Here is a 25856-nt window from a genome sequence, read left to right as displayed (position 1 = left end):
TTCTTCGGGACGGGTGCTTCGGCCTGAACGGCCTCGTCCTCAAACGCCGGACGGGCCGAGAGTGCCGACCCGGCGCTCGAAGGGGCCCGTCACGGCGAAGCCGGTGCCGAGTTCTTCGTGTCCTGGGGGGTCGCCCCGGCGTCGTCGCCCGAGGTGGCCAGCCACGTGCCCACGCCGGCCGCGGCCACCAGCAGGGCCGCGGCCACCCCCAGCACCAACCGCCGTCTTCGCGTCACCGCCCGGTGCCGGGCGGACCCGGGCCGCGGCGCTCCCGCCGCCCGCGGCGCCCGGGCCGTCCCGCGCGCACCCCCGGCCAGCTCGTCGGGCGCCGGCACCCTCATCGACGTATGCGTGTCCCGGTTGGAGTCGGCCGGCTTCGCGCCCGGTACCAGCGGCACCGCGCCCCGCCGTACCCGCTCGCGCGCCGGGGCCGCGGCCTCTCCGGGCGCCGCCTCCGATTCCTCCTCCGGCTCCGTGTCCGGTTCGTCCACGTCGAGCGGAGGCATCCCCGCGACCAGCGGCAGCAGTTCCCGCAGCCGGGCGCCCAGCTCCGACGCCCGCAGGCGCGAGGCCGGTGCCTTGGCCAGGCACTGCACGAGCAGCTGCCACAGTTCGTCCGGAATCCCCGGCAGCGGGACGACGGTCTCCGTGACGTGCCGGCGCAGCACGGCACCGGGGTGACCGCCGCCGAAGGGCGTGAAGCCCGCCAGCAGTTCGTAGAGGACGGTCGCGAGCGCGTAGATGTCCACCGCCGCCCGCGGGGGCAGGCCCTCCACGATCTCCGGGGCGAGGTAGTCCGGCGTACCGATGATCTTCGTGGCACGGGTGCGGCGCGGGGAGTCGATCAGCTTCGCGACGCCGAAGTCGGTCAGCAGCGCCGGGTGCGAACCGCCCGGGCCGAGCGGCCCCTGCATGTCCAGCAGTACGTTCTCCGGCTTGACGTCCCGGTGCACGACCCCCGCCGCGTGCGCGGCCGCGAGGCCGTCCGCGACGTCGGCCACGATCGCCACCGCCGCCGCGGGCGCGAGTCGCCGCTCGCGGTCGAGGCGGGTGCGCAGATCGGTGCCGCGGACGAGGTCCATGACCAGCGCGAGGTCGTTGCCGTCCACCACCAGGTCGCGGACAGAGACGACGTGCGGATGGTCCAGGCCGAGCAGCGCCGTGCGCTCCTGCACGAAGCGTCCGACGAGTTCCTGGTCGGACGCGAGATCCTCGCGCAGCAGCTTGACGGCGACGGGACCCTCGGGTCCCTCACCCAGCCACACCGTGCCGGCGCTGCCCCGCCCCAGGATCTGGTTCGCGGTGTACCGGCTGCCGATCTTCCGTGCCAAGACTGCTCCTACCGAGGCGTGTCGATCGCTGCTGCGCCATCCAGGGGGACAACCCCCGGACCCCCAGCCGACAAAACTACGCGCCAGAAGAGCCAACCTTCACTGCGGAGACGGAAATCACCCGCCAGGTGTCGACAAATCACCAAGCTCGCTGCTCAGTTGCCGCCGCTGCCGCCGCCCAGGTCGCTCAGTTTCCCGATCCAGCCGGTCACGGTGTCGAACATGGCGGTCAGCTGCTGCCAGTAGCTCTTGGTCGTGCCGATCCACTCCTGGAGCGGGCTCAACTCCCAGACCAGCCAGCCCGCGACGAACAGGATGACGATCGTGAACAGACAGCCCTTCAGGCAGCCGAGACCGGGGATCTTCATCCGGTTCGCGCTGCGCTGCCGCGGCTGCCGGGGCTCACGCGCGGGCTGCTGCGGCTGCTGCGGAGGCGCGTACCGCTGAGGCTGCTGGTGCTGCGGCGGGGCGTACTGCTGCGGCTGCTGCTGCGGATAGCCGTAACCCTGCGGCGGGCGCTGCTGCGGCCTCTGCTGCTGGGGCTGCTGGGGCCGCTGCTGCGGGCGGGCGACCTGCCGCTGGGGGCGGCGGCGCAGCGGGTCCTGGTTGGGGTCGAGGTACTGCTGGACCTGTGTCTGCTCGTTGCGGTCGCGGGCGGCGCGCAGCTGGTTCTGCCAGGGGTGCGGCTGCTCGGGCTGCTGCCCCGGCTGACCCTGCGGCACCGGCGGCATGACGGCGGTCGGGTCGGCGGCCCCGGTGTTCGGGAGTACGGCGGTGGGGTCGGCGGCGCCCACCGGGCCCGGTCCGCCGGTGTGCGGCAGATAGCTGGTCGCGGCGTTCGGGTCGTACGAAGCCGCGCCCTGGGGCAGCACCTGCGTGGGGTCGGCCGAGCCGGGGACTGCCGCGGGTGCCGGGTCGGGGACCAGCAGCGCCCCGACGGCCTCGGCGGCGGCGATCTGCGCGGGGTTCGCGTGCACGCCGATGCCCTCGGCGACGACGCGCAGCCCGCGCGCGAGGTTCTCGGCGCTGGGCCGCTCGTCCGGGTTCTTGCGCAGACAGCGCTCGATGACCGTCCACAGCGGGTCGGGGACGGTCGAGGGGCGGCGGGGCTCGGCGCTCAGGTGCTGGTGCAGGACTTCCAGGGCCGATCCGCCGCCGAAGGGGGGACGGCCGGTGACCAGCTCGTACATCAGGATGCCGGCGCCGTAGATGTCGACGGCGGAGGTCTGCGGGCGACCCTCGGCGCCCTCCGGCGCGACGTACGCGGGCGTGCCGACGAACTCGTGCGTCCGTGTGAGGCCCGGGGAGTCGGCGAGGCGGGCGATGCCGAAGTCGGTGAGCATCGGGTGCATCTGCCCGCCGTTCTGCCTGAGCAGGACGTTGGCGGGCTTCAGGTCGCGGTGGACGACGCCGTCGGCGTGGCTGGCGGCGAGCGCGTCGGCGATCTGGGCGGTGAGCAGGGCGGCGCCGACGGGGCTGAAGGGGCCGTTCTCGCGCAGGTAGCGGTGCAGGTCGGGGCCTTCGACGAGGTCCATGACCAGCGCCAGCAGATCACCCTCGACCACCAGGTCGCGGACCCGGACGATGTTCGGGTGGGTCAGGCGCAGCAGGACCGAGCGCTCTCGGAGGAACCGCATCACGATGTCGGCGTCGCTCGCGAGCTCTTCCTTGAGAACCTTGATCGCGACGGTCTCGCCGGGCTGACCGGGCACGGCGGCCTCGGCCCCCGCGGTCTCTCGCTGGCGGGCCCGCCAGACGGTGCCCGTGGCGCCGCGTCCGAGCGGCTCCTCGAGCAGATACTTGCTGCCTACCGGCCGCACGTCATGTGCTCCCTGCTGCTTGCTTACCGTTCCGACCCACTGTAGTGCCGCCGCGCGCGGCACCCACCTGTCGCCGTCCCAGCGTCTTACGTACGCCTCCCCGTGCATGTTCGAAGGAAAGACGCTCGACTCGGTCGGCCGGTTGCCCGAAGCAGACGTGACCGATCTCAAGCGGTCTCCGGTACGTCATCTGTCAGGCACTTTTACGGGCAGAGCCGACCAATCAAGATCACTTGCCCCGGAGCGGCGGGCACGTTGTCAGTGGCAGGTGCGAGGATGCGTGCAGTACTGGCCGATGTGCTCGTGGTGGGGGTGGGGATGTCCGCGCCCGCGCAGAAGGGACCGCTGACGGCGATGCAGATCCGGCTGACCGTCGTAGACCCGCTGGGCCCGCCCGACCGGGCGCGGGGCCGCACCGCGAGCTGCGACGTGCTGGTCACGGCGCCCGCCGGCACGGCCCTGTCCGCGGTGGCATCGGCACTGGCCTCGGCGGTCGCGGGCGACGGGAGCGCCGGCCAGCCCGAGCGGACCCGCGAGTCCGGCGGCCCGGTGGTGCTGTTCGCGGGCGCGGAGCGCCTGGACGACCGGCGCTGCACCCTCGGCGAGCCCCCGCTGATCGACGGCGCGGTGCTCTCCCTGGGCGCCCCGGCCGAGCCCGAGCCCCACCCGGAGCTGGACGACGCCCCGACCCAGCTGCATGTGATCGCGGGCCCCGACGCGGGCGGCGTCCACCTCCTGCACGGCGGCGAGATCCGCATCGGCCGCTCCGCCGACGCCGACGTCCCGCTCGACGACCCGGACGTCTCCCGCCTCCACTGCGCGGTCACGGTCGCGGCCGACGGCCACGTCTCGGTCGCCGACCTCGACTCCACGAACGGCACGACGCTGGACGGCACCCGCGTGAGCGCCCGCCGGGTGCGCTTCGCGCCGGGCGGGCTGCTGCGCATCGGGGAGTCGGCGCTGCGGGTCGCTCCGGCCGGAGGGCCGGGTGCCCGGGTGCCGACTACTCCGGACGGCGAAGGGCATGTGCGGGTTCCCTCCGGGAGCGAGCGCGGAACCGAGGTCGCCGGTGGGCAGCGGGGCGCGGCCCCGCCGGCCCCCGCCGGCGGGGAGACAGCGGCGCAAGCGCCGCACGCGCGCGTGGCCGACGGCGACACGGCCACACCCTCCCGCGGCGTCCCCGCCGCCCAGGGACACGGCTCCGTCGAACCGACCGTCGTACCGCTCCAGGGCCGGGCACCGCGGATCGAAAGCACGAAGACGGACAGGAACACAGGGAAGACAGACGGGCAGACAGACAGGAACACAGAGGGGACGGACCGGCTCGGAGGGAGCGGGGAAACCCACGCCGGGCACTTCGGCGCGGTCGCGTGGGACACATCCGCCGCTACGGCCCCTGCCGCTCATGGCACGGCGAGCGACAGCGACCCCTCCCACGCACGCACGCGTGGCGACGAGGGCGCGGAGGCCTCCGGAACCGGCCGGCGCAAAGGAACACCCCTCCGGGGCACGGACGTACCGCCGGGCCTGCGCAGGCGCGGGGGCCTGTCGGCCTGGGCACGGCGACTGGCCGGCGGCCGCGGCAACCAGGTCACTCCGGAGCACGACGCGTACGACGAGGACGACACCGCCGATACGACGGCGGGGCCCGCGCCGCTCACCGGCCCCCAGCTTCCGGAGGCCTGGCCCGACCCGGCGGCACTGCTGCTGACGGCGCTCGGCCCGGGCCCGCGGCTGTGGGAGCGCGGACCGGGGCACCCGGAGGCGCTCACGGTGCGGCTCGGCACAGCGGACCGGGCGGCACCCGACGGCTCCGGGCTGCTGCCCGCGGTGCCGGTGACCGCGGATCTGCGCGAGGCCGGGGCACTGGGACTGGCCGGCCCCCGCGCCCGTCTGTCCGGGCTGGCGAGGGCGGTGGTGGCCCAGCTCGCCGCGCTGCACTCGCCCGAGGCCCTGGAGATCGTCCTGATCACGGCGGACCGCTCCCGCTCCCTTCAGGAGCGCACCGCCGACTGGTCCTGGCTCGGCTGGCTCCCCCATCTGCGCCCGGGCCACGGCCAGGACTGCCGTCTCCTCCTCGCCTACGACCGCGAGCAGGCCACGGCCCGCACCGACGAACTGCTCCGACGCCTGGAGGACCAGGAGGCGGAAATCCGGAACGGCGGCGAGCCCCGGTCCCGCGGTGCCGTGTCCCGCGGTGCCGTCCACCGGCCCTCCTGGGCCCGTGAGGACGACCGCGCGGAGGAGGCGGACGGCTTCGCCGGGCCGTACACCGTGGTCGTCGTGGACGGCGACCCCGGAGGCGCCGCGGTGCGCGGTGCGGTGGCGCGGCTGGCGCTGGAGGGCCCCCGGGCCGGAATCCATGTCGTCTGCCTCGCCGAGACGGTGTCCGCCTCGCCGGCTTCACCGGTGACGGAGACGTACGAGGCGGCGTGCGCGGTGGCACCGGTGTTCCGGGACTGCGGCGCGGTCGCGCTGCTGAGCGGCGACGTGGCGACGGCGCTGCGGCTGATGCGGGTCGCCCGCGCCGGTACACCCGGGAGCGGGACCGCGGGCCGAGCGCCGGACACGGCGGAACCGACCGGGCCCAGGGAACCCGCCGCACCGACCGAGACGCACACGATGCGCCTGCCCTCGCCCATAACCCCGGCCACCGCCCCACCGACCGCCACGACCACCTCGACCGCACCGCCCCCGCACGCGGGCCCCATAGGCCCCGGCACCGTGGCCGCCGTGGACGCCGTCTCGCTCCCCTGGGCCGAGCGGTTCGCGCGGGCACTGGCGCCGCTCAGGACGGACGGTTCAGGCACCGAACGGCACGCACGCGTCTCCGTGCCCCTGCCCCAAGCGGCGCGGCTGCTGGACGAGTTGGGGCTCGCGAGGGCCACCCCTGCGTCGCTGATGGCCCGTTGGGCGGACGCGGCGGACAGCGCCCGGGCGCTCGGCGGGCGGGCCTGGGCCGTGCTCGGCGCCGGTCCGCGCGGCCCGGTCTGCGCGGACCTCGCCGCCGACGGCCCGCACCTGCTGATCGAGGGCCCGGCGGGCAGCGGACGTACGGAACTGCTGCGGGCCGTGGTCGCCTCGCTGGCCGCGGCCGAGCGCCCCGACCGCCTCGGCATCGTCCTGATGGACGGCCGGGACAGCGTGGGCGCGGGCACGGGCGGCGGACACGGCGACGGCCTGCGGGTCTGTACGGACGTCCCGCACGTGACGACCCACCTCACCGCCAACGACCCTGTCCGCATGCGGGAGTTCGCCCAGTCCCTCAGCGCGGAGCTGAAGCGGCGGGCCGAGCTGCTGGGCCGCTGCCAGTTCGCCGAGTGGCACACGGGCCGGGAGCTGTCGGGCCGCATCGTCTCCCAGCGGGCGACCGGAACGACCGCGACCGGCGACCTGGACACCCCGCCCAGCTCGACGATGCGGCTGCGCCCCGGGGCGGCACGCCGACAGACGGAGGCCGCGCCGCCGTTGCCCCGGCTGGTCGTGGTCGTGGACGACCTGGACGCGCTGGTCTCCCCCGCACTCGGCTCACCGGGCCGCCCGGCCGCGGGATCCGTCATGCGCGCACTGGAGGCCGTGGCCCGCGAGGGCGAGCGACTCGGCGTCCACCTGGTGGCCGCGACCGCCCCCGGGGGCCGTACGGCGGACACGGAACCCGCACGGCGGGCCACCCTGCGGGTGACACTCGACGCCCCGGCGGCGGGCCCTGACGAACCGGCACCCGGCCGCGGCCGCATGACCTGGTCCGACGGCCGGGCAACCGCCTTCCAGGGCGGCCGCGTCACGGGCCGCATCCCCCGCACGGCGACCCAGCGCCCCACGGTCGTCCCCCTGGACTGGCAACGCATGGGCGACCCACCGACCCGCCGCCCCGTACGCGAACTGGGCAACGGCCCAACGGACTTGGCACTGCTGGCCAGCGCGCTGGAAAGGGCGACACGGGAGGTCTCGGCAACGGAGGTCCCGTCCCTTCTTTAGCCCTCACCCCTTTGCCCTCACTCCTTTGTCCTCAACCCAGCCCGTCCGGCGTTTGAGGACGAGGCCGTTCAGGCCGAAGGGGGGTCTGGGGGCACAGCCCCCAGGGACGGTCACACCCACGACGGGTGCCTGGTCACGAGGCGGTCACGATCCCCCGGTTGACACAGGACGCACACTTGCCGACCCATTCCGACGGGCGTAGACCAGATCGCACGGGACAGCGCTCGACGTTCGACGAAGATCGAAGAACGGGGCAGTGATGCGCAGCACGAGCACCAAGAACCGGACACGCAGGGCCGCCAAACCCGCAGCCGCCCTCCTCGCGGCAGCGCTCGCGCTGGCACTCTCGGGATGCGGCGGCGACGACAACAAGAGCAACAACGGCGGCGGCTCGGACGCGAGCGAGAGCGGCAGCACCGTCACGCTCCCCAAGCTCAACGGCCAGACCCTCGAGGTCGCCGCCGTCTGGACCGGACCCGAGCAGGAGAACTTCCTGAAGGTCCTCGACGAGTTCAAGAAGCGCACCGGCGCCAAGGTCAACTTCGTGCCGACGGGCAACAACACCTCCACCTTCCTCGGTACCAAGATCCAGGGCGGCAAGCCGCCGGACGTCGCGTTCCTGCCCCAGGTCGGTGTGCTGCACCAGTTCGCGGACAAGGGCTGGCTCAAGCCCCTCGGCGCGGACGCCAAGGCCCAGTTGGACAAGAACTTCAGCAAGGGCTGGGTCGACCTCGGGGCCTGGAAGGGCAAGCAGTACGGCATCTACGCCAAGGCCGCCAACAAGTCCCTGGTCTGGTACAACACCAAGGCCTTCGACGCGGCGGGCATCACCCAGACGCCCAAGACGTGGAAGGACTTCCTCACCACCGCGCAGACGCTGTCGGACGCCGGCTCGCCCGCCGTCTCGATCGGCGGCGCGGACGGCTGGACACTCACCGACTGGTTCGAGAACGTCTACCTCTCGCAGGCAGGCCCCGAGAAGTACGACCAGTTGGCCGCGCACAAGATCAAGTGGACGGACCCGTCGGTCAAGGAGGCCCTGACCACGCTGGCCCAGCTGTGGGGCAAGAACGACCTGATCGCGGGCGGCACCAAGGGCGCGCTGAACACGGAGTTCCCGAAGTCGGTCACCCAGACCTTCTCCGGCGCCACTCCTGCCGCGATGGTCTTCGAGGGCGACTTCGTGGCCGCGAACATCAACGCCGACACCAAGGCGAAGATGGGCACGGACGCGAAGGTCTTCCCCTTCCCGGCGGTCGGCAGCGAGTCGCCCGTGGTCAGCGGCGGTGACGTGGCCGTGGCGCTGAAGGACGGCAAGGGCGCGCAGGCGCTGCTGACCTTCCTGGCCTCGACGGACGCGGCCGACATCTGGGCGGCGCAGGGCGGCATCCTCTCCCCCAACAAGGAGATGGACCAGTCCGCGTACAAGGACGCCATCACCCGCCAGATCGCCAAGGCGCTGATCGACGCCGGTGACAACTTCCGGTTCGACATGTCCGACCAGGCACCGGCCGCCTTCGGCGGTACGGCGGGCGTCGGTGAGTGGAAGGACCTGCAGGACTTCCTGCGCAACCCGAAGGACGTCGCCGGCACCCAGCAGAAGCTGGAAGCCGACGCGGCCAAGGCCTACGCGGCCGGCTGACGGCGGCCATGACGTCCGTGGCGAACGCGACGGGGGGCGCCGGCGCACTGCCGACACCCCCCGTCTCACCGCGCAAGAGCGTCATGGGGACACGGCTGTGGGTGGCGGTGCTGTTCCTGCTGCCCGCGTTCGTGCTCCTGGGAGCGCTCGTGGTCTACCCGATCGGGTACTCGATCTGGCGGAGCCTGTACGACGCCGACGGCTCGGGCTTCGTCGGACTGGACAACTACGGCGACATCTTCAGCAACGAGGCCACGCTGACCGCCGTACGCAACACCGCGATCTGGGTCGCGGTGGCGCCCGCCGTGGTCACCGTGCTCGGTCTGATCTTCGCGGTCCTGACCGAACGGGTGCGCTGGGGAACGGCGTTCAAGCTGATCGTCTTCATGCCGATGGCGATCTCGATGCTCGCGGCGGGCATCATCTTCCGCCTGGTGTACGAGCAGGATCCGGAGTTGGGCGCCGCCAACGCGGTCGCCAAGTCCATCCACGACACCTTCGTGTCGTCGTCGGTCTATCCCAATGCCCGCCCGAACGCGACGGCGAGCGACCTCAAGCCCTCCGGCGGCGGCTCGTTCACCACGACCGGCACCGTGAAGGCGGGCATTCCTGCCCTGCTCCCCCTCGTCGGCATCGCGCCCAACAAGCTCCCCGGCAGCCCCGAGAACGCGAAGACGGCGAGCGGTTCCGGCATCACCGGCACCGTCTGGCTGGACTTCAAGCTGGGCGGCGGAGGCACGAAGGGCAAGGTCGACCCGGGTGAGAAGGCGCTGAAGGGCGTGAAGGTGGAGGCGGTGAAGGACGGCAAGGTGGTCGCCTCCGCCAAGAGCGGCGCCGACGGCACCTTCAGCCTCCCGGAGAAGGCCGACGGGGCCCAACTGCGGCTCCCCGCCTCGAACTTCTCCGCGCCGTACAACGGCATCGACTGGCTCGGCCCGACGCTGGTCACGCCGGCGATCATCGGCTCGTACGTGTGGATGTGGGCGGGCTTCGCGATGGTGCTGATCGCGGCGGGCCTCGCGGGGGTGGACCGCAACCTCCTGGAGGCGGCGCGGGTCGACGGCGCCAACGAGTGGCAGGTGTTCAGAAGGGTCACCGTGCCGCTGCTCTCGCCGGTCCTGATGGTGGTCCTCATCACGCTGATGATCAACGTGATGAAGGTCTTCGACCTGGTGTACATCATCGCCCCACAGCCAAGTCAGGACGACGCCAACGTCCTTGCCCTGCAACTGTTCCTGTCGTCCTTCGGCGGCGGCGGCAACGAGGGCATCGGCAGCGCGATCGGCGTCCTCCTGCTGCTGCTCGTGCTGCCGGTGATGTTCGTGAACATCCGCCGGCTGAGGAAGGAGCGTCAGCGGTGACCACCCTCGACACGACCGTGCGCGCCAAGCGCTCCTTCGCCGCCCGCGTCGCGAGCGGTGCGGGCGGCGGGGTGATGCGGGTCTTCCTGATCCTCGTCGCGCTGTTCTGGCTGGTGCCCACCTTCGGCCTGCTGGTCTCGTCGTTCCGCGACCCGACCGACATCGCCACCTCCGGCTGGTGGAAGGTGTTCACTGCGCCGAGCGAACTGACCGCCAAGAGCTACGAGTCGCTGCTGAAGCAGGACGCGATCACCCACGCGCTGTTCAACACGGTCTGGATCACGGTCCCGGCCACGCTGCTCGTGGTGTTCCTCGGCGCGATGGCCGGATACGCCTTCGCGTGGATGGACTTCAAGGGCCGCGACTGGTGGTTCCTGGTCGTGGTCGCGCTGCTCGTCGTACCGGTCCAGGTCGCCCTGATTCCGCTCGCCGATCTCTTCGGCAAGATCGGCATCTTCGGCGACATCATCGGCGTGATCCTCTTCCACGTCGGCTTCGGACTGCCGTTCGCCATCTTCCTGTTGCGGAACTTCTTCGCCGAGATCCCCCGCGAACTGCTGGAGGCGGCACGGCTCGACGGCGCCGGTGAGACCCGGCTGTTCCTCACCGTCGTCATGCCGCTGGGCGCGCCGGCGATCGCGTCGCTCGGCATCTTCCAGTTCCTGTGGGTGTGGAACGACATGCTGGTGGCGCTGGTGTTCTCGGACGCCCAGTCGCAGCCGCTGACCGTCGCTCTGCAGCAGCAGGTACGGCAGTTCGGCAACAACATCGACGTGCTGGCACCCGGCGCGTTCATCTCGATGGTGATCCCGCTGGCCGTGTTCTTCGCGTTCCAGCGGCAGTTCGTGTCCGGCGTGATGGCGGGCGCGGTCAAGTAGTCCTTGGAACAACCGGTTTGAGGGGGCGGGACGTCACGGTCCCGCCCCCTTCCGTTCACCCGAGGTCCCCCGTATGCCGTAGGCAACGTAACCAAGTCACTCCATCGGCCGTTCCCGGGCAAGGCCCCTTCGTCCGCGCCGACCCATGGATGTCCTTTGCCCAGGTTCAGTGTCATCGTCCCCGCGTACAAGGTTCAGGCGTACCTGCATGAATGCCTGGAATCGGTGCTGTCGCAGTCGTATCCCGATCTCGAACTGATCGCGGTCGACGACTGTTCGCCGGACGGAAGCGGCGCCGTCATCGACGAGTTCGCCGCCCGCGACCCCCGCGTCCGCCCCCTGCACCTGGCCGAGAACCAGGGCCTGGGGGGCGCCCGCAACGCCGGCCTGGAGCGGGCGAGCGGCGACTACGTGGTCTTCCTGGACGGTGACGACACCCTCACCCCGCACGCCCTGCGCTCGATCGCGGACCGGCTGAAGGAGACGGGCGAGCCGGACGTCATCGTCTACGACTACGCGCGCACGTACTGGTCGGGCGAGAGCGTCCGCAACGTGGTCTCCGTCCAGCTCACCGAGCAGGGCCCGGCGCCCTTCCGTCTGGAGGACCGCCCGGGCCTGCTGCACGTGCTGATGGTGGCCTGGAACAAGGCGTACCGGCGGGAGTTCGTCGAGCGCGAGGGCTTCGCCTTCCCGCCCGGCTACTACGAGGACACCCCGTGGACGTTCCCGGTCCTGATGGCCGCGGAGTCCATCTCGACCCTCGACCGGGTGTGCGTCCACTACCGGCAGCGCCGCCAGGGCAACATCCTCGGCACCACCAGCCGCAAGCACTTCGACGTCTTCGAACAGTACGACCGTGTCTTCGCGTTCGTCGACGCACATCCCGAACTCGTCCGCTGGCGGCCGGTGTTGTTCCGCCGCATGGTCGACCACCTGACGAAGGTCTTCGCCCGCCGCGACCGCCTTCCCCGCGGCTCCCGCGCCGAGTTCCTGCGCAAGGCCCGTGCCCACTACCGCCGTTACCGCGTCCCCGGCGTCCAGGTCCCGCTGAGCTCACGCCTGCGGCACACCCTGATCCGCTGGGGCCTGCACCGCACGTACCGCGCACTGCAGTCGGGGGCGGCCGTTCACCGCAGGTCGGTCAAGCTCACCGTCAAACTCCTGCGCACGCTCAGGGCGACGGCCCTGCGCCTGCACTACCGCGTCCAGCTCCGGCTGCCCCTGCGCGCCGACCGCGCGGTCTTCGCCGCGCACGACGGTCGCGGCCACGGCTGCAACCCGGGCGCCCTGGAGGAGGCGTTCCGCACGCTCGCGCCGCACATCCGCACGGCGTGGATCGCCCGCCCCGAGCACCACCACACGGTCCCGGCGTCCACCCGCCGCCTGAGCCCCGACACGGCCGCGTACTGGACGGCTCTCGCCCGCTCCAAGTACCTCGTCCACAACACCGACTTCGACCGCCGTCTGGTCAGGCGCCCCGGTCAGGTCCTCGTCCAGACGCAGCACGGCACCCCGCTCAAGCACATGGGCCTCGACCTCCAGGAACGCCCCGCGGCCGCCCGGAACCTGGACTTCGACGAGCTGCTCGACGGCGTCGACCAGTGGGACTACGTCCTGTCCGCCAACCGCCACACCACCCTGACCTGGGAGCGCGTCTACCCGGGCGGCTACACGACCCTCGAATACGGCCAGCCCCGCAACGACGTCTTCCAGAAGGCGACTTCGGCGGACGTGGCCCGGCTGCGCGAGTCCCTCGGCATCCCCGCCGACACCGTCGCCATCCTGTACGCGCCCACCCACCGCGACTACCGCCGCACCCAGCGCTCCGCCCTCGACCTGGAACGCGTCCTGCGCCGCCTCGGCCCCCGCTATGTCGTCCTGGCCCGCGCCCACCACGCCTACGGCGGCCCCCTGGCGGCCGGATCGAACCGGGTCATCGACGTCAGCGACCACCCGAGCGTCGAGTCCCTGTGCCTCGCCTCGGACGCCCTGGTCACGGACTACTCGTCGCTGATGTTCGACTACGCCAACCTGGACCGCCCGATCGTCGTCCACACCGACGACTGGGCCGCGTTCGAGGCGTCCCGCGGCACCTACTTCGACCTGCGCTCCTTCCCGCCGGGCGCGGTCGCCCGCAACGAGGACGAGCTGATCGACATCTTCGCCACCGGCCACTGGCGCGGCTCCCGCTCCATCCAGCTGCGGACCGCCTTCCGCGAGCGCTTCTGCCCGTACGACGACGGACGCGCCGCCGAAAGGGTCGTACGCCATGTCGTGCTCGGCGAGAGCGAGGCGACCCTCCCGCCGGTCATCCCCCTCGCCGAACGCCACCCCGTGCCGTCCGCGGCCGCGACCCTCGCGCGCTCCCCGCAAGCCACCGTGCCCCAACCCGCCGGCCCCCTGACCGTCACCGACATCCTCTGAACGCCGTTCTCACTCCGGGGAGTTCGCATGCCCTCCAGCCCGTCGCGGCCCACACCGAGCCGGCCGTCCACCTGGCGTCCCACCGGGCGGCCGGGACGCCGCCGCACCGGCTGAGACGCACCTGGCCCCGCTCAAGAACATCGACAGAAAGAGCAGAATGCCCCGCTTCAGCATCATCGTCCCGTCCCATGGGGTGACAGGCCGGCTGTCCCAGGCGCTGGACTCCGTGCTCGCCCAGTCCTTCGGCGACTTCGAGCTGATCCCCGTCTGCGATGCCCCCGACGCGTCCGCGGCGGACGTCGTCGCCGGGTACGCCGAGCGGGACTCCCGGGTGGCCCAGGTGCACTCACCCCCGTCGGGCGGTCTGTCCGGGGCGCGCAACAGCGGGATGCGGGCGGCGACCGGCGCGTATCTGCTGTTCCTCGACTGCGACGACGTCCTCGTCCCCGGCGCGCTGGCGGCGCTGGACGCACGCCTCACCGAGACGGGCGACGTCGACGTCCTGTACGTCGAGCACGAGCGCGTGCCCTGGTGGGAGGGCGAACCGAGCAATCCGGCGGCGCTGCTCCTGGCGAAGACTCCGGCGGGCACCTTCTCCCCCGCCGAGGTGCCCCGGCTGACGGGTGTGCAGCTCCCGGCGTGGAGCGCGGCCTACCGCAGGACCTTCCTCGTCGAGCAGCAACTCACCTTCCCCGACGGCCACTTCACCGATGTCGGCTTCGGCGGCCTGGTCACGTTGCGGGCCGAGAAGGTGGCGGTAGTGCACCGGGTCGTCGTACGGCATCTGGTGCGCAGGCAGGGCAGCCGTCTCGGCCTCCCCGGGGAACACCACCTCGAACTCCTCGCCCAGACCGACCTGGTGCTCACCCGCGCCGCCGAACAGGGCCTGTCCGACGAGCGGTTGGGCCTCCTGTTCGAGCAGCTCTTCGCGGCCGTGCTGAAGACCGCCGCCCACCCCAGGCGGCTGCCCGCCAAGCGCCGCACCTACTTCCGGCTGGCGAGCAGGCTGTACCGCCGTCACCGCCCGGCCGGTTACCGGACTCCGGGCGGCAGCCTCGGCGTACAGCACCGGCTGCTGGCGACCGGGGCGTACGCGGCCTTCAGTGCCCTGCGCGGCGCCAACCAGTCGGCGGCGAAGGCGGCCGAACGCCTGCCGCGCCCGCGCATGGTGCGCACGCGTCTGCGGTACGCGCGCGCTCTGCGCCGCCCGCTGGACCCCAACCTCGTGGTGTACAGCGCCTATTGGGGCCGCGGCTACGCCTGCAACCCGGCCGCGATCCACGCCACGGCCCGCGAACTGGCACCGCACCTGCGCTCGGTGTTCCTGGTCGAGCCGGACCAGGCGCACACCGTGCCGGAGGACATCGAATACGCGGTCATCGGCAGCGCGAAGTACTGGGACGTGCTGGCCCGCGCCAAGTACCTCGTCAACAACGCCAACTTCGCGGACGCCGTCGTCAAGCGCCCCGGCAGCGTCCACCTGTCGACGCAGCACGGCACCCCGCTGAAGAAGATGGGCGTCGACCAGGCGACGTACCCCGTGGTGGCGGCCGCGACCGGCAGCTTCGCCAAGCTGCTGGCCCGCGTCGACCGCTGGGACTACAACCTCACCTCCAACAGCCACTCGAGCCAGATGTGGGAGCGGGCCTTCCCCGCCGCGCACGAGACCCTCGAGTACGGCTATCCGCGCAACGACGTGTACTACACGGCCACCGCGGACGATGTGGCCCGTGTCCGGGGCGAGTTGGGGATCCCCGAGGGCAAGACGGCCGTCCTCTACGCGCCCACCCACCGCGACTACCGGACCGGCTTCGACACGGGCCTGGACCTGGAGGCCTTCTGCGAGGAGGCCGGCGAGGACGTGGTGGTGCTGCTGCGCGCCCACTACTTCTACGACCAGGGCCGCGCGCGCGGCACCGGCCGGATCATCGACGTGACCGCGCACCGCTCCTCCGAGGACGTGTGCCTGGCCGCCGACGCGCTGATCACCGACTACTCGTCGATCATGTTCGACTACGCCAACCTGGACCGGCCCGTCGTCGTGTACGCGGACGACTGGGACGTCTACCGGGAGACCCGGGGCGTCTACTTCGACCTGATGGAGACCCCGCCGGGGCCGGTGGCTCGGACCGCCGGGGAACTGGCCCGCGTCTTCCGCGACGGCTCCTACGCGGGAGAGGAGTCGACCGCGGCCAGGGCCGTCTTCCGTGAGCGCTTCTGCCAGTTCGACGACGGACACGCCGCCGAGCGCGTCGTACGCCGGGTGCTGCTGGGTGAGCCGCCCGAGTCGATCCCGCCCGTGATCCCGCTCGCGGAGCGCGTCCCGGCCCCCGCCGCCTCCACCCTCGTAAGGAGCTGACGTCAGCAGTGCCCCGCTTCAGCATCATCGTCCCCGTCTTCAAGGTGCAGGGTTACCTGCACGAGTGCATCGACTCGGTGCTCGGACAGTCCTACCCCGACTTCGAGGTGATCGCCGTCGACGACCGCTCGCCCGACGGCTGCGGTGCGATCCTCGACGAGTACGCGGAGCGCGACGAGCGGGTGCGGGTGCTGCACCTGCCCGAGAACGTCGGCCTCGGCCGGGCCCGCAACGCCGGCCTGGAACAGGCGCGCGGCGACTACGTCCTCTTCCTCGACAGCGACGACTTCTACACGCCGGGTCTGCTGGCCGCCGTGGCCGACCGGCTGAAGACGGCCGAGGGCCCGGACATCCTGGTCTTCGACCACGTACGCACCCACTGGTGGGGCCGGGGCGGCCGCAGCGACGCGTCCGAACTGCTGGCCCGGGCCGGGCTTGACACCTTCGACCTGCGCGAACACCCCGAGTACATCCACCTGTTCCTGGTCGCCTGGAACAAGGCGTACCGCAGGGACTTCTTCCAGGAGCACGGTTTCCAGTACGCGCCCGGTCTGTACGAGGACGCGCCGGTCACCTACCGCTCGATGGTGCTGGCCGACCGCGTCGCCTGTCTGAACCGGATCGGCGTCGAGTACCGGCAGCGCCGGCAGGGCGCGATCACCAAGACGCCGGGGCGCCGGCACTTCGAGATCTTTCCGCAGTACGAGGGCCTGTTCGCGTTCCTGGAGGAGCGCGACGACCTCGCCTGGGCGCGCCCGCTGCTGTTCGAACGGGCCCTGGACCACATGCTGTTCGTCATCGCCCGCGAGGACCGCGTGACCCCGGCGGACCGCGCCGACTTCTACCGCGAGATGCGCGCCTTCCACGAGCGCCACCTCCCCGAGGGCTTCGTCCCGCCGGACGGCGAGCGCGGCACCGAGATGCGGCTGCTGGCGTCGTCGTCCTACGCGTCGTACGCGGCACTGCGCGCAGCGCGCGGTCTGCGCAGGATCGCCGGGGCGGGCAAGCGGCGCACGGTGGGCAGGGCGTCGAAGGCGGCCCAACGCACCTGGTACTACGCCCAGTTGAGGCTGCCGCTCGATCCTCATCTCGCCGTCTACTCGGCGACCCACCACGCGGGCGTGCACGGCGACCCGGCCGCGATCCACGCCAAGGCCCGTGAACTCGCGCCGCACATCCGTGGAGTGTGGGTGGTCCGCGAGGACGCGGTGGACTCGCTGCCGCCCGGCATCGACCATGTGACGCCGGGCTCGCCGCGTTACCACGCGGTCATGGCGCGGGCCACGTACTGGGTGAACAACGTCAACTGGCCCGGCTCCCTGGTCAAACGCCCCGGCAGCGTCCACCTCCACACCCACCAGGGCACCCCGCTCAAGTACATGGGTACCGACCTGCTGGACAAGCCCGGCGCCCGGCACGGGTTCAGCGTGCCGAAGATGCTGCACCGCGCCGACCGCTGGGACCTGAGCCTGGTCGCCAACCGGCACTCGGAGCTGGTGTGGGACCGGGCGTACCCCTGTCACTTCACCTCGCTGCGGACGGGCAGTCCGCGCAACGACGTGCTGGTCGACCCCTCGGCGGAGCACGCGGCGGCCGTCCGCGCCCGGCTCGGCATCCCCGCCGACCACACCGTGGTGCTGTACGCGCCCACCCGTCGCGAGTACCGCCGGGGCGGGCACGTCGACCGGATCGATCTGGCCCGGTTCGCCGCCGATCTCGGCGCCGGCCACACCCTCGTCGTACGCCTGCACCCGTCCCTGGCCACCGGCACGGTGCGCGGGCTCGGTCTCGCGGACCTGCACGCGCGCGGCGTGCTGGTGGACGCCACGGACGAGCAGCACGTCGAGGACCTGATGCTCGCCTCCGACGTGCTGGTCACCGACTACTCGGCCCTGATGTTCGACTACGCCAACCTGGACCGGCCGATCGTAATCCACGCCGACGACTGGGGCGCGTACGCGGCGAGCCGGGGCGCCTACTTCGACATCACGGCCGAGGCGCCGGGCCATGTGTCGCGCTCCTACCGGGAGTTGGCGTGGCTGCTGACCTCGGGGACCTGGCAGGACGAGGAGTCGGCGGGTCTCAGGGCCGCCTTCCGGGAGCGGTTCGGCGAGTTCGACGACGGGCGGGCCGCCGAGCGGGTCGTACGGACGGTGATGCTGGGCGAGAAGACGCCGGAGCCCGCGGCGCCCCCGGTCCTGCCCGCTCCGGCCACGGAACGGGCTCACTCGATGAAGTGACGCGCCGCCGTTTGGGCGCTCCCCCGAGGCAAGAAAAGCGAGGCGCGGACGCCGGGTGACCGGCGTCCGCGCCTCGCTTTTCCCCATGGATCAGGGGGAATTGACCGGGGGGACTACTCGATGACGAGGTCGACCTCGATGTTGCCGCGGGTCGCGTTGGAGTAGGGGCACACCTGGTGGGCGGTCTCGACCAGCTTGCGGCCGGTCGCCTCGTCCACGGTGTCCGGCAGCTCGACGCGGAGGGTGACCTTGAGCCCGAAGCCCTCGCCCTGCTTGCCTATGCCGACCTCGGCGGTCACCGCGGCGTCGGTGACGTCGACCTTCGCCTGACGGCCGACGAGGCCGAGGGCGCTGCCGAAACAGGCGGCGTAACCGGCGGCGAACAGCTGCTCCGGGTTCGTGCCCTGGCCGTTGCCGCCCAGCTCCACCGGTGCGGCCAGCTGCAGGTCGATCTTGCCGTCGTTGGAGACGGCGCGACCGTCGCGGCCGTGGGTGGCGGTGGCGACAGCGGTGTAGAGCGCGTCCATGGAAAACCATCCCTCTCGAGTCACGTTCCGGCGGCTTCCGTGGCCGCCTCACGACCACAAGTAGAGCACACAATTCAGTTGTGCACAACTGAATGGCTCGCAAGAGGTATCCTGGGGGCATGACCACCACGCCCCCGACGGACTGGCTCCGGCTCGACCAGCAGATCTGCTTCTCCCTGAACGCCGCCTCACGCGCCTTCGGCGGCGTCTACCGCGTGGTCCTCAAGGACCTCGGGCTCACCTATCCGCAGTACCTGGTGATGCTGCTGCTGTGGGAGCACGGCGACCTGCCGGTCAAGAAGCTGGGCGAACACCTGCGGCTCGACTCCGGCACCCTGTCCCCGCTGCTCAAGCGGCTGGAGACGGCCGGTCTGGTACGGCGTGAGCGCAGCGCCCGCGACGAGCGCTCGGTGGAGGTGCGGCTGACCGAGGAGGGCGCCGCCCTGCGCGAGCGGGCGGTTCAGGTGCCGCGCCGGATCGTCGCGGCGACGGGCTTCGACGTGGACGAGATCCGGGACCTGCGGGCCCGGCTCGACGAGCTCACCGAGGCACTGGATGCGGCTGCCGTGTCGGAGACGCCGGGCCGGCCTGCGTAGGGCGGGGCGCTCCGAGCCGCGCGGCGGGCGGCGGAACCGCCGCCTGCACCGAACGGCGGACGTAGAGGCGGAGGGTCACGCGGCCGCTGACGTACTTCTGCCGGCCGGTGAACTGCTCCTCCACGACCGCGAGTTTGAGGCGGTCGGTCGGATCGCCCGGCGCCAGACCCGAGCGCATCACCTTCGAATCGGCGACGACCCAGACGCGGTCCACGCCCGCCAGCTTGTGCCGCAGCTCCCCCGGCGCGGTCTCGAGGCCGCTCAGCGTCCCCGACCGGGGCCCCGACTCGCTGAGTGCGACGTCCCGGGCCTCCCGGAACCCCTTCGGATACGTCAGCGCCGCGAGCCGCCAGGTCGACGGCAGGTACAGCACCGGGTCGCCGGGACGGATGTCGCGGGCGGCGACGGCGGCGACGGCGGCGAGGTTCTCGGGACGGTGCGCCGGGGAGCGGTCCTGCCGGTACAGCGGGAGGCACTGGACGAAGACGAGGGCGACGGTCAGGACGCCGGTGAGCGTCACGAGGCGGCCGTGGCGTAGATGGCGGCCCCTCGGCCGCAGGTGCACCAGGGCCGCCGCCACCCGGTCGAATCCGGCGGCCACCAGCAGCGGCGCCCCCGCCAATGCGTACAGCACATACCGCTCGTGATACAGCGGCCGGAACTGCGAGACGGCCATCAGGATCGCCGGCGGCAGCACGAGCAGCGGGAGCGCGACCGCCGCCAACCGCTTCGCCGCGAGCCCCACCACCATCAGCGCGACGGACACCCAGAACACCGTCCCCTCCGGGCCGACGGCGAAGTCCCGCACCAGCAGATCCGCCTTGTCCCACCCCGGCACCACCAGCCACGCCACCTGCCCCGACTGCCGCTGCGACACCCACACCAGCGGCAGCACAACGACCCCCACCAGTCCTGCGGCACGCCCCCAGTCGAGCCACACCCTCCTCGGCACCCGCGCCAGCAGCAGGGTCACGGCATGTGCGCACAGCACCAGGACGACGAGCTCGTGCAGCAGACAGGTCACGGCGAGCACGCCCCCGTACCGCCACCACCACCCCGGCCGCGGCCGCCCCTCCACCGCCCGCACCAACAGCAGCGTCGCCCCCGCCACGCCCGCCGCGACGATGGCGTACGACCGCCCCTCCTGCGCGTAGTGGCCGGTCAGTGGCGTGACCGCGTAGAGCAGGCCGGCCCACAGCCCGACCCGCGGCCGGGCCAGCCGTACGCCGAGAGCCGCGACCAGGCCCGCCGCGGCCGCGGCACCGCACACGGAGGGGAGGCGCAGCACGACCTCGCCGGGGTGGACGGCGAGGACGGCGTGCATGAACAGGTAGTACAGGCCGTGCACCGCGTCCATCCCGTGCAGCAGCTGCCAGATCTGGGGCACCGTCCGCCGCCCGACCAGGAACGTGACACTCTCGTCGCCCCACATGCCGCCGCGGTCGAGACCCCACAGCCCGATCGCGAGCATGACGGCGACGGGAACCGCCACAGCCACGATCTCCGCACGCACCCAACGACGGTTCGCCTGCTCTGCGTCCTCGCACTCCACACGGCTGATTTTGTATGGTTTGCAAGCTCTTACCGATGATTGACGGTGTTACAGCGCTGACACACCATTCGCCCGGCTTACGATCCGTCGGGATGAACGCCGCGACGAACGCCGTAAAGACCGCCCCCGGTAAACACCGCCTCCTCGCCCTCGCCGCCGCCTGGCTCGCAAGCCGAGCCCTGATGCTGTGGCTGCTCGCCCACAACGCGGTACCCCTGCTCGGCCGGGGAGGGGTCGCGCGGGAGGTGTGGCGCCTCTACCACCACTGGTACGGCGTCCTCGCGCACGGCGCCTTCCCGGCGCACGACCCGCTGTGGCAGTACCCGCCGGGCGCCGGCCCGGTACTGCTGTCGCCCTCGCTGCTGCCGGGCCTGACGTACTTTCAGGCGTTCGTGGCCCTCACCCTCGCTTCCGACGCGGCGATCACGCTGGCGCTGGCGCACGCGGGCACCCGCCCCGGCCGCGCTCTCCTCGGTGCCGCGGTGTGGGTGGGCGGACTCCCGCTCCTCCTGCACCTCCCGCTCGCCCGCTACGACGTGCAGGTCACGGCCCTCGCCGTCATCTCCCTGTTGACGTTGTCGCGCTCCACGCGCGCGTACGGGGCGTTCGCTGCGCTCGGCGCCCTGGTGAAGGTGTGGCCGGCGCTGGTACTGCTGGGCACGCCCAGGGGCCGTACGACTCGCTCCTCGTGGGTCTGGGCCGCGGTCACGGGCGCCCTGTCGCTCACGCTGCTCGCGGCGGTGTTCGCCAACCCCTTCGCCTTCCTGCGCCAACAGGGCGGGCGCGGTGTGCAGATCGAGTCGCTCGGCGGCACGGCGCTCGCCCTCGCGACGCACGCCGGGTGGCCGGGGGCGGTCCGCTACCAGTACGGCGCGCTCGAGTTCACCGGACCGCACGTCCGGACCGTCGCCCACGCGTCCCTCGCGCTCACCGCGGTCGCCTTCGGGCTGCTGCTCCTGTGGCGGCTGCGGGCCCGGCGCTGGACGCCCGCGACGCCGTACGACGCCGCGCTGAGCGCGGTGCTGCTGTTCACCGTCACCAGCCGGGTGATCAGCCCGCAGTACATGATCTGGCTGCTGGGCATGGCCGCCGCGTGCCTGACCTCCCGGCACACCGTGCAACGCCCGGTGGCCGCGCTGATCCTGGCCGCGACCGTGCTCAGCTCCGTCGCCTATCCGGTGCTGTACGCCGAGGTCAAGGCCTGCACCTGGACGGGTTGCGGTCTGATGCTCGCCCGCAACGGGCTGCTCGCCGCGGCCGCCGTACTGTCCCTCACCCGCCTGTGGCGCTCCACCGCCGCCCCGCCCCGGACGGGACCACAGGCGCCGCGCGTGTCCCCCGATGCACGAGGAGCCACACCAGCCGTCCCCGTGTGACTCCCCCGCCTGCTTCACTGATACCGACCTCCGCGCACACCGCACACCACAGGCCAACTGACGAGGGGACGGCCGCACATGACCTGGCTGATCACCGGCGGCGCCGGTTACATCGGGGCACACGTCGTTCGGGCGATGACCGAGGCCGGCGAGAGGACCGTGGTGTACGACGACCTCTCGACGGGCATCGCCGAGCGGGTCCCGGACGGGGTGCCGCTGGTGGTGGGGTCGACTCTGGACGGCGAACGGGTCGAGCGCGCCCTGGCGGAACACGACGTCACCGGAGTCGTGCACCTGGCGGCCAAGAAGCAGGTGGGCGAGTCGGTGGACCTGCCCCTGCACTACTACCGGGAGAACGTCGAGGGCCTGCGCGTGCTCCTGGAGGCCGTGACGGCGGCGGGCGTCCCGTCCTTCGTGTTCTCGTCGTCGGCCGCGGTGTACGGCATGCCGGACGAGACCCTGGTGACGGAGGAGACGCCCTGCCTGCCCATGTCGCCGTACGGCGAGACGAAGCTGGCGGGCGAATGGCTGGTGCGGGCGACGGGCCGGGCGACCGGTCTCTCCACGGCCTCTCTCCGCTACTTCAACGTGGCGGGCGCGGCCTCCCCCGGGCTCGCGGACACCGGTGTCTTCAACCTGATCCCCATGGTCTTCGAGAAGCTCACCGAGAACGCGCCTCCGCGCATCTTCGGCGACGACTACGCGACCCCCGACGGCACCTGCGTGCGGGACTACATCCACGTGGTGGATCTGGCCGAGGCGCACGTCGCCGCCGCCCGCGCGCTCCGGTCCTCCCCCGGCCGCGACCTCACCCTCAACATCGGCCGCGGGGAGGGCGTCTCCGTCCGCGAGATGATCGACCTCATCAACGCGATCACCGGTTACGACCGCCCCCCGACGGTCACCCCGCGCCGCCCCGGCGACCCGGCCCGCGTCGTCGCCTCCGCCGACCGCGCGGCCGCCGAACTGGACTGGAAGGCCAAGTACGACGTCCAGGACATGATCACGTCGGCCTGGGAGGGCTGGATCCGCCTCCACCCGGAAGCGGCCCGCGACTAGCCTGCGCGCATGCACAGCGCCACCGACCGCGCCCTGGGCACCGTCATCGGCTCGGCCGTGGGCGACGCCCTGGGCGCCCCCTTCGAGTTCGGCCCCGAAGGAGCCTTCTCCGCCCGCTTCCCCGAGCCGGGAGCGGGCGGCGAGATGTGCGGGGGCGGCGGCTGGGACCCCGGCGAGGCGACGGACGACACGCAGATGGCGGTCCTGGTCGGCGAGTCGCTGGTCGAGCACGGCGGGCTCGAACTCCCCGATGTCTTCACGCGATTCCAGCGCTGGGCGGCTGCCGACCCGAAGGACATCGGCCTCCAGACGGAAGCGGTACTGACCAGCGGCGACCCATGGAACCTGGCCGCGTCCCTGCATTTCCAGATCAGTCAACGAGCAGCGGGGAACGGGGCGTTGATGCGGGCGGCGACGTCCGCCGTGTACTTCGCGGGCGCCGGCCGGGAGGCCACCATGGAGGCCGCCCGCCGCATCGCCGCCCTGACCCACGGGGACCGCGCCGCCTGGGAAGGCACCGCCGTGTTCCACGAGCTGGTGCGCGTCGCACTGACCGGGGATGATCCGATCGCCGCCGTCCCGGACACGCTCGCGACGGTCCATCCCGGCCACCGCGAGCGCTACGCCACCGTCCTCGCCCCGGACTGGCATCCCGACCGGGCCACCGAGTTCAACGGGGCCGTCTGGCCCTGCCTCGCCTCCGCCGTCTGGGCCCTGCGCACCACGTCCTCGTACGAAGCCGCCGTACGCGCCGCCATCAACCTGGGCGGAGACACGGACACCGTGGCGGCCGTGACCGGCGGGCTGGCGGGAGGCGTGTACGGCGTCGACGCGATCCCCGAGCGGTGGACCGGCCCGCTGCACGTGCCGCTGCCCGGGTTCGACGGACGGGTGCTGCGCACTTCCGAACTGGCCGGACTCGCCCGGAAGTTGCACGGTCAGGACGGCTGAAGCCCACCCACGACCGGCGTCCACGTGCGCACCTCACGTACCTCGACCCCGGGCGTACCGCGGTAGTACGGATCGGCGTCCAGGATCTCCTCCAGCCGCCCGCGGTCCACCGCGAACACCAGGAGGGCGCCGGCGTCGTCGGCCCAGGGGCCCGCGGCGACGAGCTCGCCCTCGGCGTGCAGGCGGGCGAGGGTCTCGCGGTGGGCGGAGCGGGCGGCGAGGCGTTCGGGGGTGGGGGTGAAGGCGAGTTCGACGACGAGCACAGGGGTCCCTTCTACGGCTCCGGGTGGGACGACGCCGCGAGACTAGGCTCGGAGCGCCGCCCAACGCTGTATCGGCCGATACAGACGGGCCGCGACCGGGGAGGAGCCAGCGGCATGGAGAGCGGAGAGGACTGGCGGCGGCTGCGCGACGTACCGCTCTTCGCGACGCTGCCGGACACCGACCTGCGGCACCTCTGGCAGGCCTCCGTCCCGCGCCGCTACGACACCGGGGAACTGCTGCGCACCCAGGGCGCCCCCGCCGACCACCTGCTCGTCCTCCTGGACGGCCGTACGGCGGCGTCGGCCACGACGCCGGGCGGCCGCGTGGTCCGCTTCGGCGCGTGGAACGGGCCGTGCGCGCTGGACAAGGTGGCGCTGCTCGACCGCGCGGGCCACACGGCGACGTTCACCGCACTCGCCCCGTGCACGGTACGGGCGATACCGCGGGCGCGTTTCATGGCGCTGCTCGACGACTCGGCGGCCGTACGCGCGCACGTGCTGCGCCTCCTGGCCGCCCAGGCCCGTGCGCAGCAGCACCGGCTGACGGACGCGGTGACGCTGCCGTGCGAGGCCCGGCTCGCGGCCTGGCTGCTGGACGCGCCGGCCGCCGACGGACACGTGACGCTGGGCGGCGGACAGCGCGAACTGGCCGACCTCCTCGGCGTCACCCGCGTCACGGTCAACCGGGCCCTGTCCCGACTCCGCCGCGACGGCCTGATCGGCCCCGCCGAGGGCGGCCGCATCAAGGTGCTCGCACCGGAACTCCTCGCCCTGCGCGCCGCACCGGACAGCCGCTGACCTGCGGCTGCTGATGGCATGACGGCTACGGGCGCCCTGCGGCTACTGGTTGTTCAGATACGTCAGCACGGCCAGCACCCGGCGGTGCCCGCTGTCGCTCGGCGGCAGGCCCAGTTTGAGGAAGACGTTGCCGATGTGCTTGTGCACCGCGCGCTCCGTGACGACCAGCGTCCTGGCGATCGTGGCGTTGTCGTGTCCCTCGGCCATCAGCTTCAGCACCTCGCTCTCACGCGGGGTGAGCGAGTCGAGGGGCGAGTCCTTGCGGCGGGTGAGGAGTTCGGTGACGACCTCGGGGTCGAGAGCCGTGCCTCCGGAGGCGACCCGCTCCAGCGCGTCGAGGAACTCGTCGACCCGGCCGACCCGGTCCTTGAGCAGGTAACCGAGGCCGCTCGCACCCCCGGCCAGCAGTTCGGCGGCGTACGACTCCTCGACGTACTGCGAGAGCACCAGCACCGGAAGCCCGGGGATCCGCTCGCGCGCCTCGATCGCCGCGCGCAGGCCCTCGTCGCGGAAGCCGGGCGGCATGCGCACATCGAGTACGGCCGCGTCCGGGCGGTGTTCCAGCAGTGCCGGCAGGACCTCGGGGCCGGTGCCGGCGACGGCCACGACCTCGTGTCCGGCGGACGTCAGCAGGAGGACGAGCCCTTCGCGCAGCAGGGCGTTGTCCTCGGCGATCACGACTCTCACGGCAGTTCCGCCTC

General features: G+C 72.4%; 18 protein-coding genes. 12 read left to right on the top strand and 6 right to left on the bottom strand.

The features are described from left to right. Positions 1 to 89: 89 nt before the first annotated feature. A complete protein-coding gene (locus OG303_RS29920) occupies positions 90 to 1331 on the bottom strand; it encodes a serine/threonine-protein kinase (RefSeq protein ID WP_405872207.1) in 1242 nt (413 codons plus the stop codon). Between the two features lie 155 nt (positions 1332 to 1486). After that, positions 1487 to 3151: a serine/threonine-protein kinase gene (locus OG303_RS29915; RefSeq protein ID WP_405872205.1), complete on the bottom strand. Its 1665-nt coding sequence runs from the start codon at positions 3149 to 3151 to the stop codon at positions 1487 to 1489. Positions 3152 to 3505: 354 nt separating this feature from the next. Here OG303_RS29915 and OG303_RS29910 point away from each other — a divergent pair, with 354 nt between their 5' ends. The 7 genes from OG303_RS29910 to OG303_RS29880 all read left to right on the top strand — a co-directional run bounded on the left by OG303_RS29910 (position 3506) and on the right by OG303_RS29880 (position 18033). After that, positions 3506 to 7129 (top strand): FHA domain-containing protein, encoded by a 3624-nt coding sequence (locus OG303_RS29910; RefSeq protein WP_405877560.1) that lies wholly within the window; start codon positions 3506 to 3508, stop codon positions 7127 to 7129. A gap of 259 nt (positions 7130 to 7388) precedes the next feature. After that, positions 7389 to 8771, top strand: coding sequence for an ABC transporter substrate-binding protein (locus OG303_RS29905; RefSeq protein ID WP_405872204.1), 1383 nt, complete (start codon positions 7389 to 7391; stop codon positions 8769 to 8771). An 8-nt stretch (positions 8772 to 8779) separates the two neighbouring features. Beyond that, a complete protein-coding gene (locus tag OG303_RS29900; protein WP_405872202.1) occupies positions 8780 to 10132 on the top strand; it encodes a carbohydrate ABC transporter permease in 1353 nt (450 codons plus the stop codon). After that, on the top strand, positions 10129 to 11010 hold the full coding sequence (locus tag OG303_RS29895; RefSeq protein WP_405872201.1) for a carbohydrate ABC transporter permease: 882 nt from the start codon (positions 10129 to 10131) through the stop codon (positions 11008 to 11010). The genes OG303_RS29900 and OG303_RS29895 overlap by 4 nt, the downstream gene beginning before the upstream one ends. Positions 11011 to 11166: 156 nt before the next feature. Beyond that, positions 11167 to 13434, top strand: a complete 2268-nt coding sequence (locus OG303_RS29890) for a CDP-glycerol glycerophosphotransferase family protein (RefSeq protein WP_405872199.1) — start codon at positions 11167 to 11169, stop codon at positions 13432 to 13434. 157 nt (positions 13435 to 13591) lie between these two features. Further along, positions 13592 to 15793, top strand: a complete 2202-nt coding sequence (locus tag OG303_RS29885; protein WP_405872198.1) for a CDP-glycerol glycerophosphotransferase family protein — start codon at positions 13592 to 13594, stop codon at positions 15791 to 15793. A gap of 8 nt (positions 15794 to 15801) precedes the next feature. Beyond that, complete coding sequence (locus OG303_RS29880; RefSeq protein ID WP_405872196.1) at positions 15802 to 18033, top strand: CDP-glycerol glycerophosphotransferase family protein; 2232 nt, start codon at positions 15802 to 15804, stop codon at positions 18031 to 18033. Between the two features lie 113 nt (positions 18034 to 18146). Here OG303_RS29880 and OG303_RS29875 read toward each other — a convergent pair whose 3' ends face one another. Beyond that, a complete protein-coding gene (locus tag OG303_RS29875; protein ID WP_405872194.1) occupies positions 18147 to 18560 on the bottom strand; it encodes an organic hydroperoxide resistance protein in 414 nt (137 codons plus the stop codon). 119 nt (positions 18561 to 18679) lie between these two features. Here OG303_RS29875 and OG303_RS29870 point away from each other — a divergent pair, with 119 nt between their 5' ends. Next, positions 18680 to 19156, top strand: a complete 477-nt coding sequence (locus tag OG303_RS29870) for a MarR family winged helix-turn-helix transcriptional regulator (protein WP_405872193.1) — start codon at positions 18680 to 18682, stop codon at positions 19154 to 19156. Here OG303_RS29870 and OG303_RS29865 read toward each other — a convergent pair. Then, positions 19101 to 20627 carry a glycosyltransferase family 39 protein gene (locus OG303_RS29865; protein ID WP_405877558.1) on the bottom strand — a complete coding sequence of 509 codons (1527 nt, stop codon included), beginning with the start codon at positions 20625 to 20627 and terminating at the stop codon, positions 19101 to 19103. The two genes, OG303_RS29870 and OG303_RS29865, sit on opposite strands and share 56 nt — an antisense overlap. 173 nt (positions 20628 to 20800) lie before the next feature. Here OG303_RS29865 and OG303_RS29860 point away from each other — a divergent pair, with 173 nt between their 5' ends. The 3 genes from OG303_RS29860 to OG303_RS29850 all read left to right on the top strand — a co-directional run bounded on the left by OG303_RS29860 (position 20801) and on the right by OG303_RS29850 (position 24094). Beyond that, on the top strand, positions 20801 to 22084 hold the full coding sequence (locus OG303_RS29860; RefSeq protein ID WP_405872191.1) for a glycosyltransferase 87 family protein: 1284 nt from the start codon (positions 20801 to 20803) through the stop codon (positions 22082 to 22084). A gap of 78 nt (positions 22085 to 22162) precedes the next feature. After that, positions 22163 to 23143, top strand: a complete 981-nt coding sequence (gene galE, locus OG303_RS29855) for a UDP-glucose 4-epimerase GalE (protein WP_405872190.1) — start codon at positions 22163 to 22165, stop codon at positions 23141 to 23143. Positions 23144 to 23152: 9 nt separating this feature from the next. Then, the gene (locus tag OG303_RS29850; protein WP_405872189.1) at positions 23153 to 24094 is read left to right on the top strand and encodes an ADP-ribosylglycohydrolase family protein; all 942 of its coding nucleotides are present in this window, start codon (positions 23153 to 23155) and stop codon (positions 24092 to 24094) included. On the opposite strand, the gene OG303_RS29845 is transcribed toward OG303_RS29850, so the two are convergent. After that, positions 24082 to 24357: a YciI family protein gene (locus tag OG303_RS29845; protein ID WP_405872187.1), complete on the bottom strand. Its 276-nt coding sequence runs from the start codon at positions 24355 to 24357 to the stop codon at positions 24082 to 24084. The two genes, OG303_RS29850 and OG303_RS29845, sit on opposite strands and share 13 nt — an antisense overlap. Before the next feature lie 114 nt (positions 24358 to 24471). On the opposite strand from OG303_RS29845, the gene OG303_RS29840 reads away from it, so the two are divergent. Continuing rightward, entirely contained in the window at positions 24472 to 25155 is a 684-nt protein-coding gene (locus tag OG303_RS29840; protein ID WP_405872186.1) for a Crp/Fnr family transcriptional regulator, read from the top strand. Between the two features lie 42 nt (positions 25156 to 25197). On the opposite strand, the gene OG303_RS29835 is transcribed toward OG303_RS29840, so the two are convergent. Beyond that, positions 25198 to 25842 (bottom strand): response regulator, encoded by a 645-nt coding sequence (locus OG303_RS29835; RefSeq protein ID WP_405872185.1) that lies wholly within the window; start codon positions 25840 to 25842, stop codon positions 25198 to 25200. Positions 25843 to 25856: the final 14 nt, after the last annotated feature.

This window comes from Streptomyces sp. NBC_00005 (assembly GCF_045160215.1).
Classification (GTDB): Bacteria; Actinomycetota; Actinomycetes; order Streptomycetales; family Streptomycetaceae; genus Streptomyces.
This window is presented reverse-complemented; position numbering and strand designations above follow the sequence as displayed.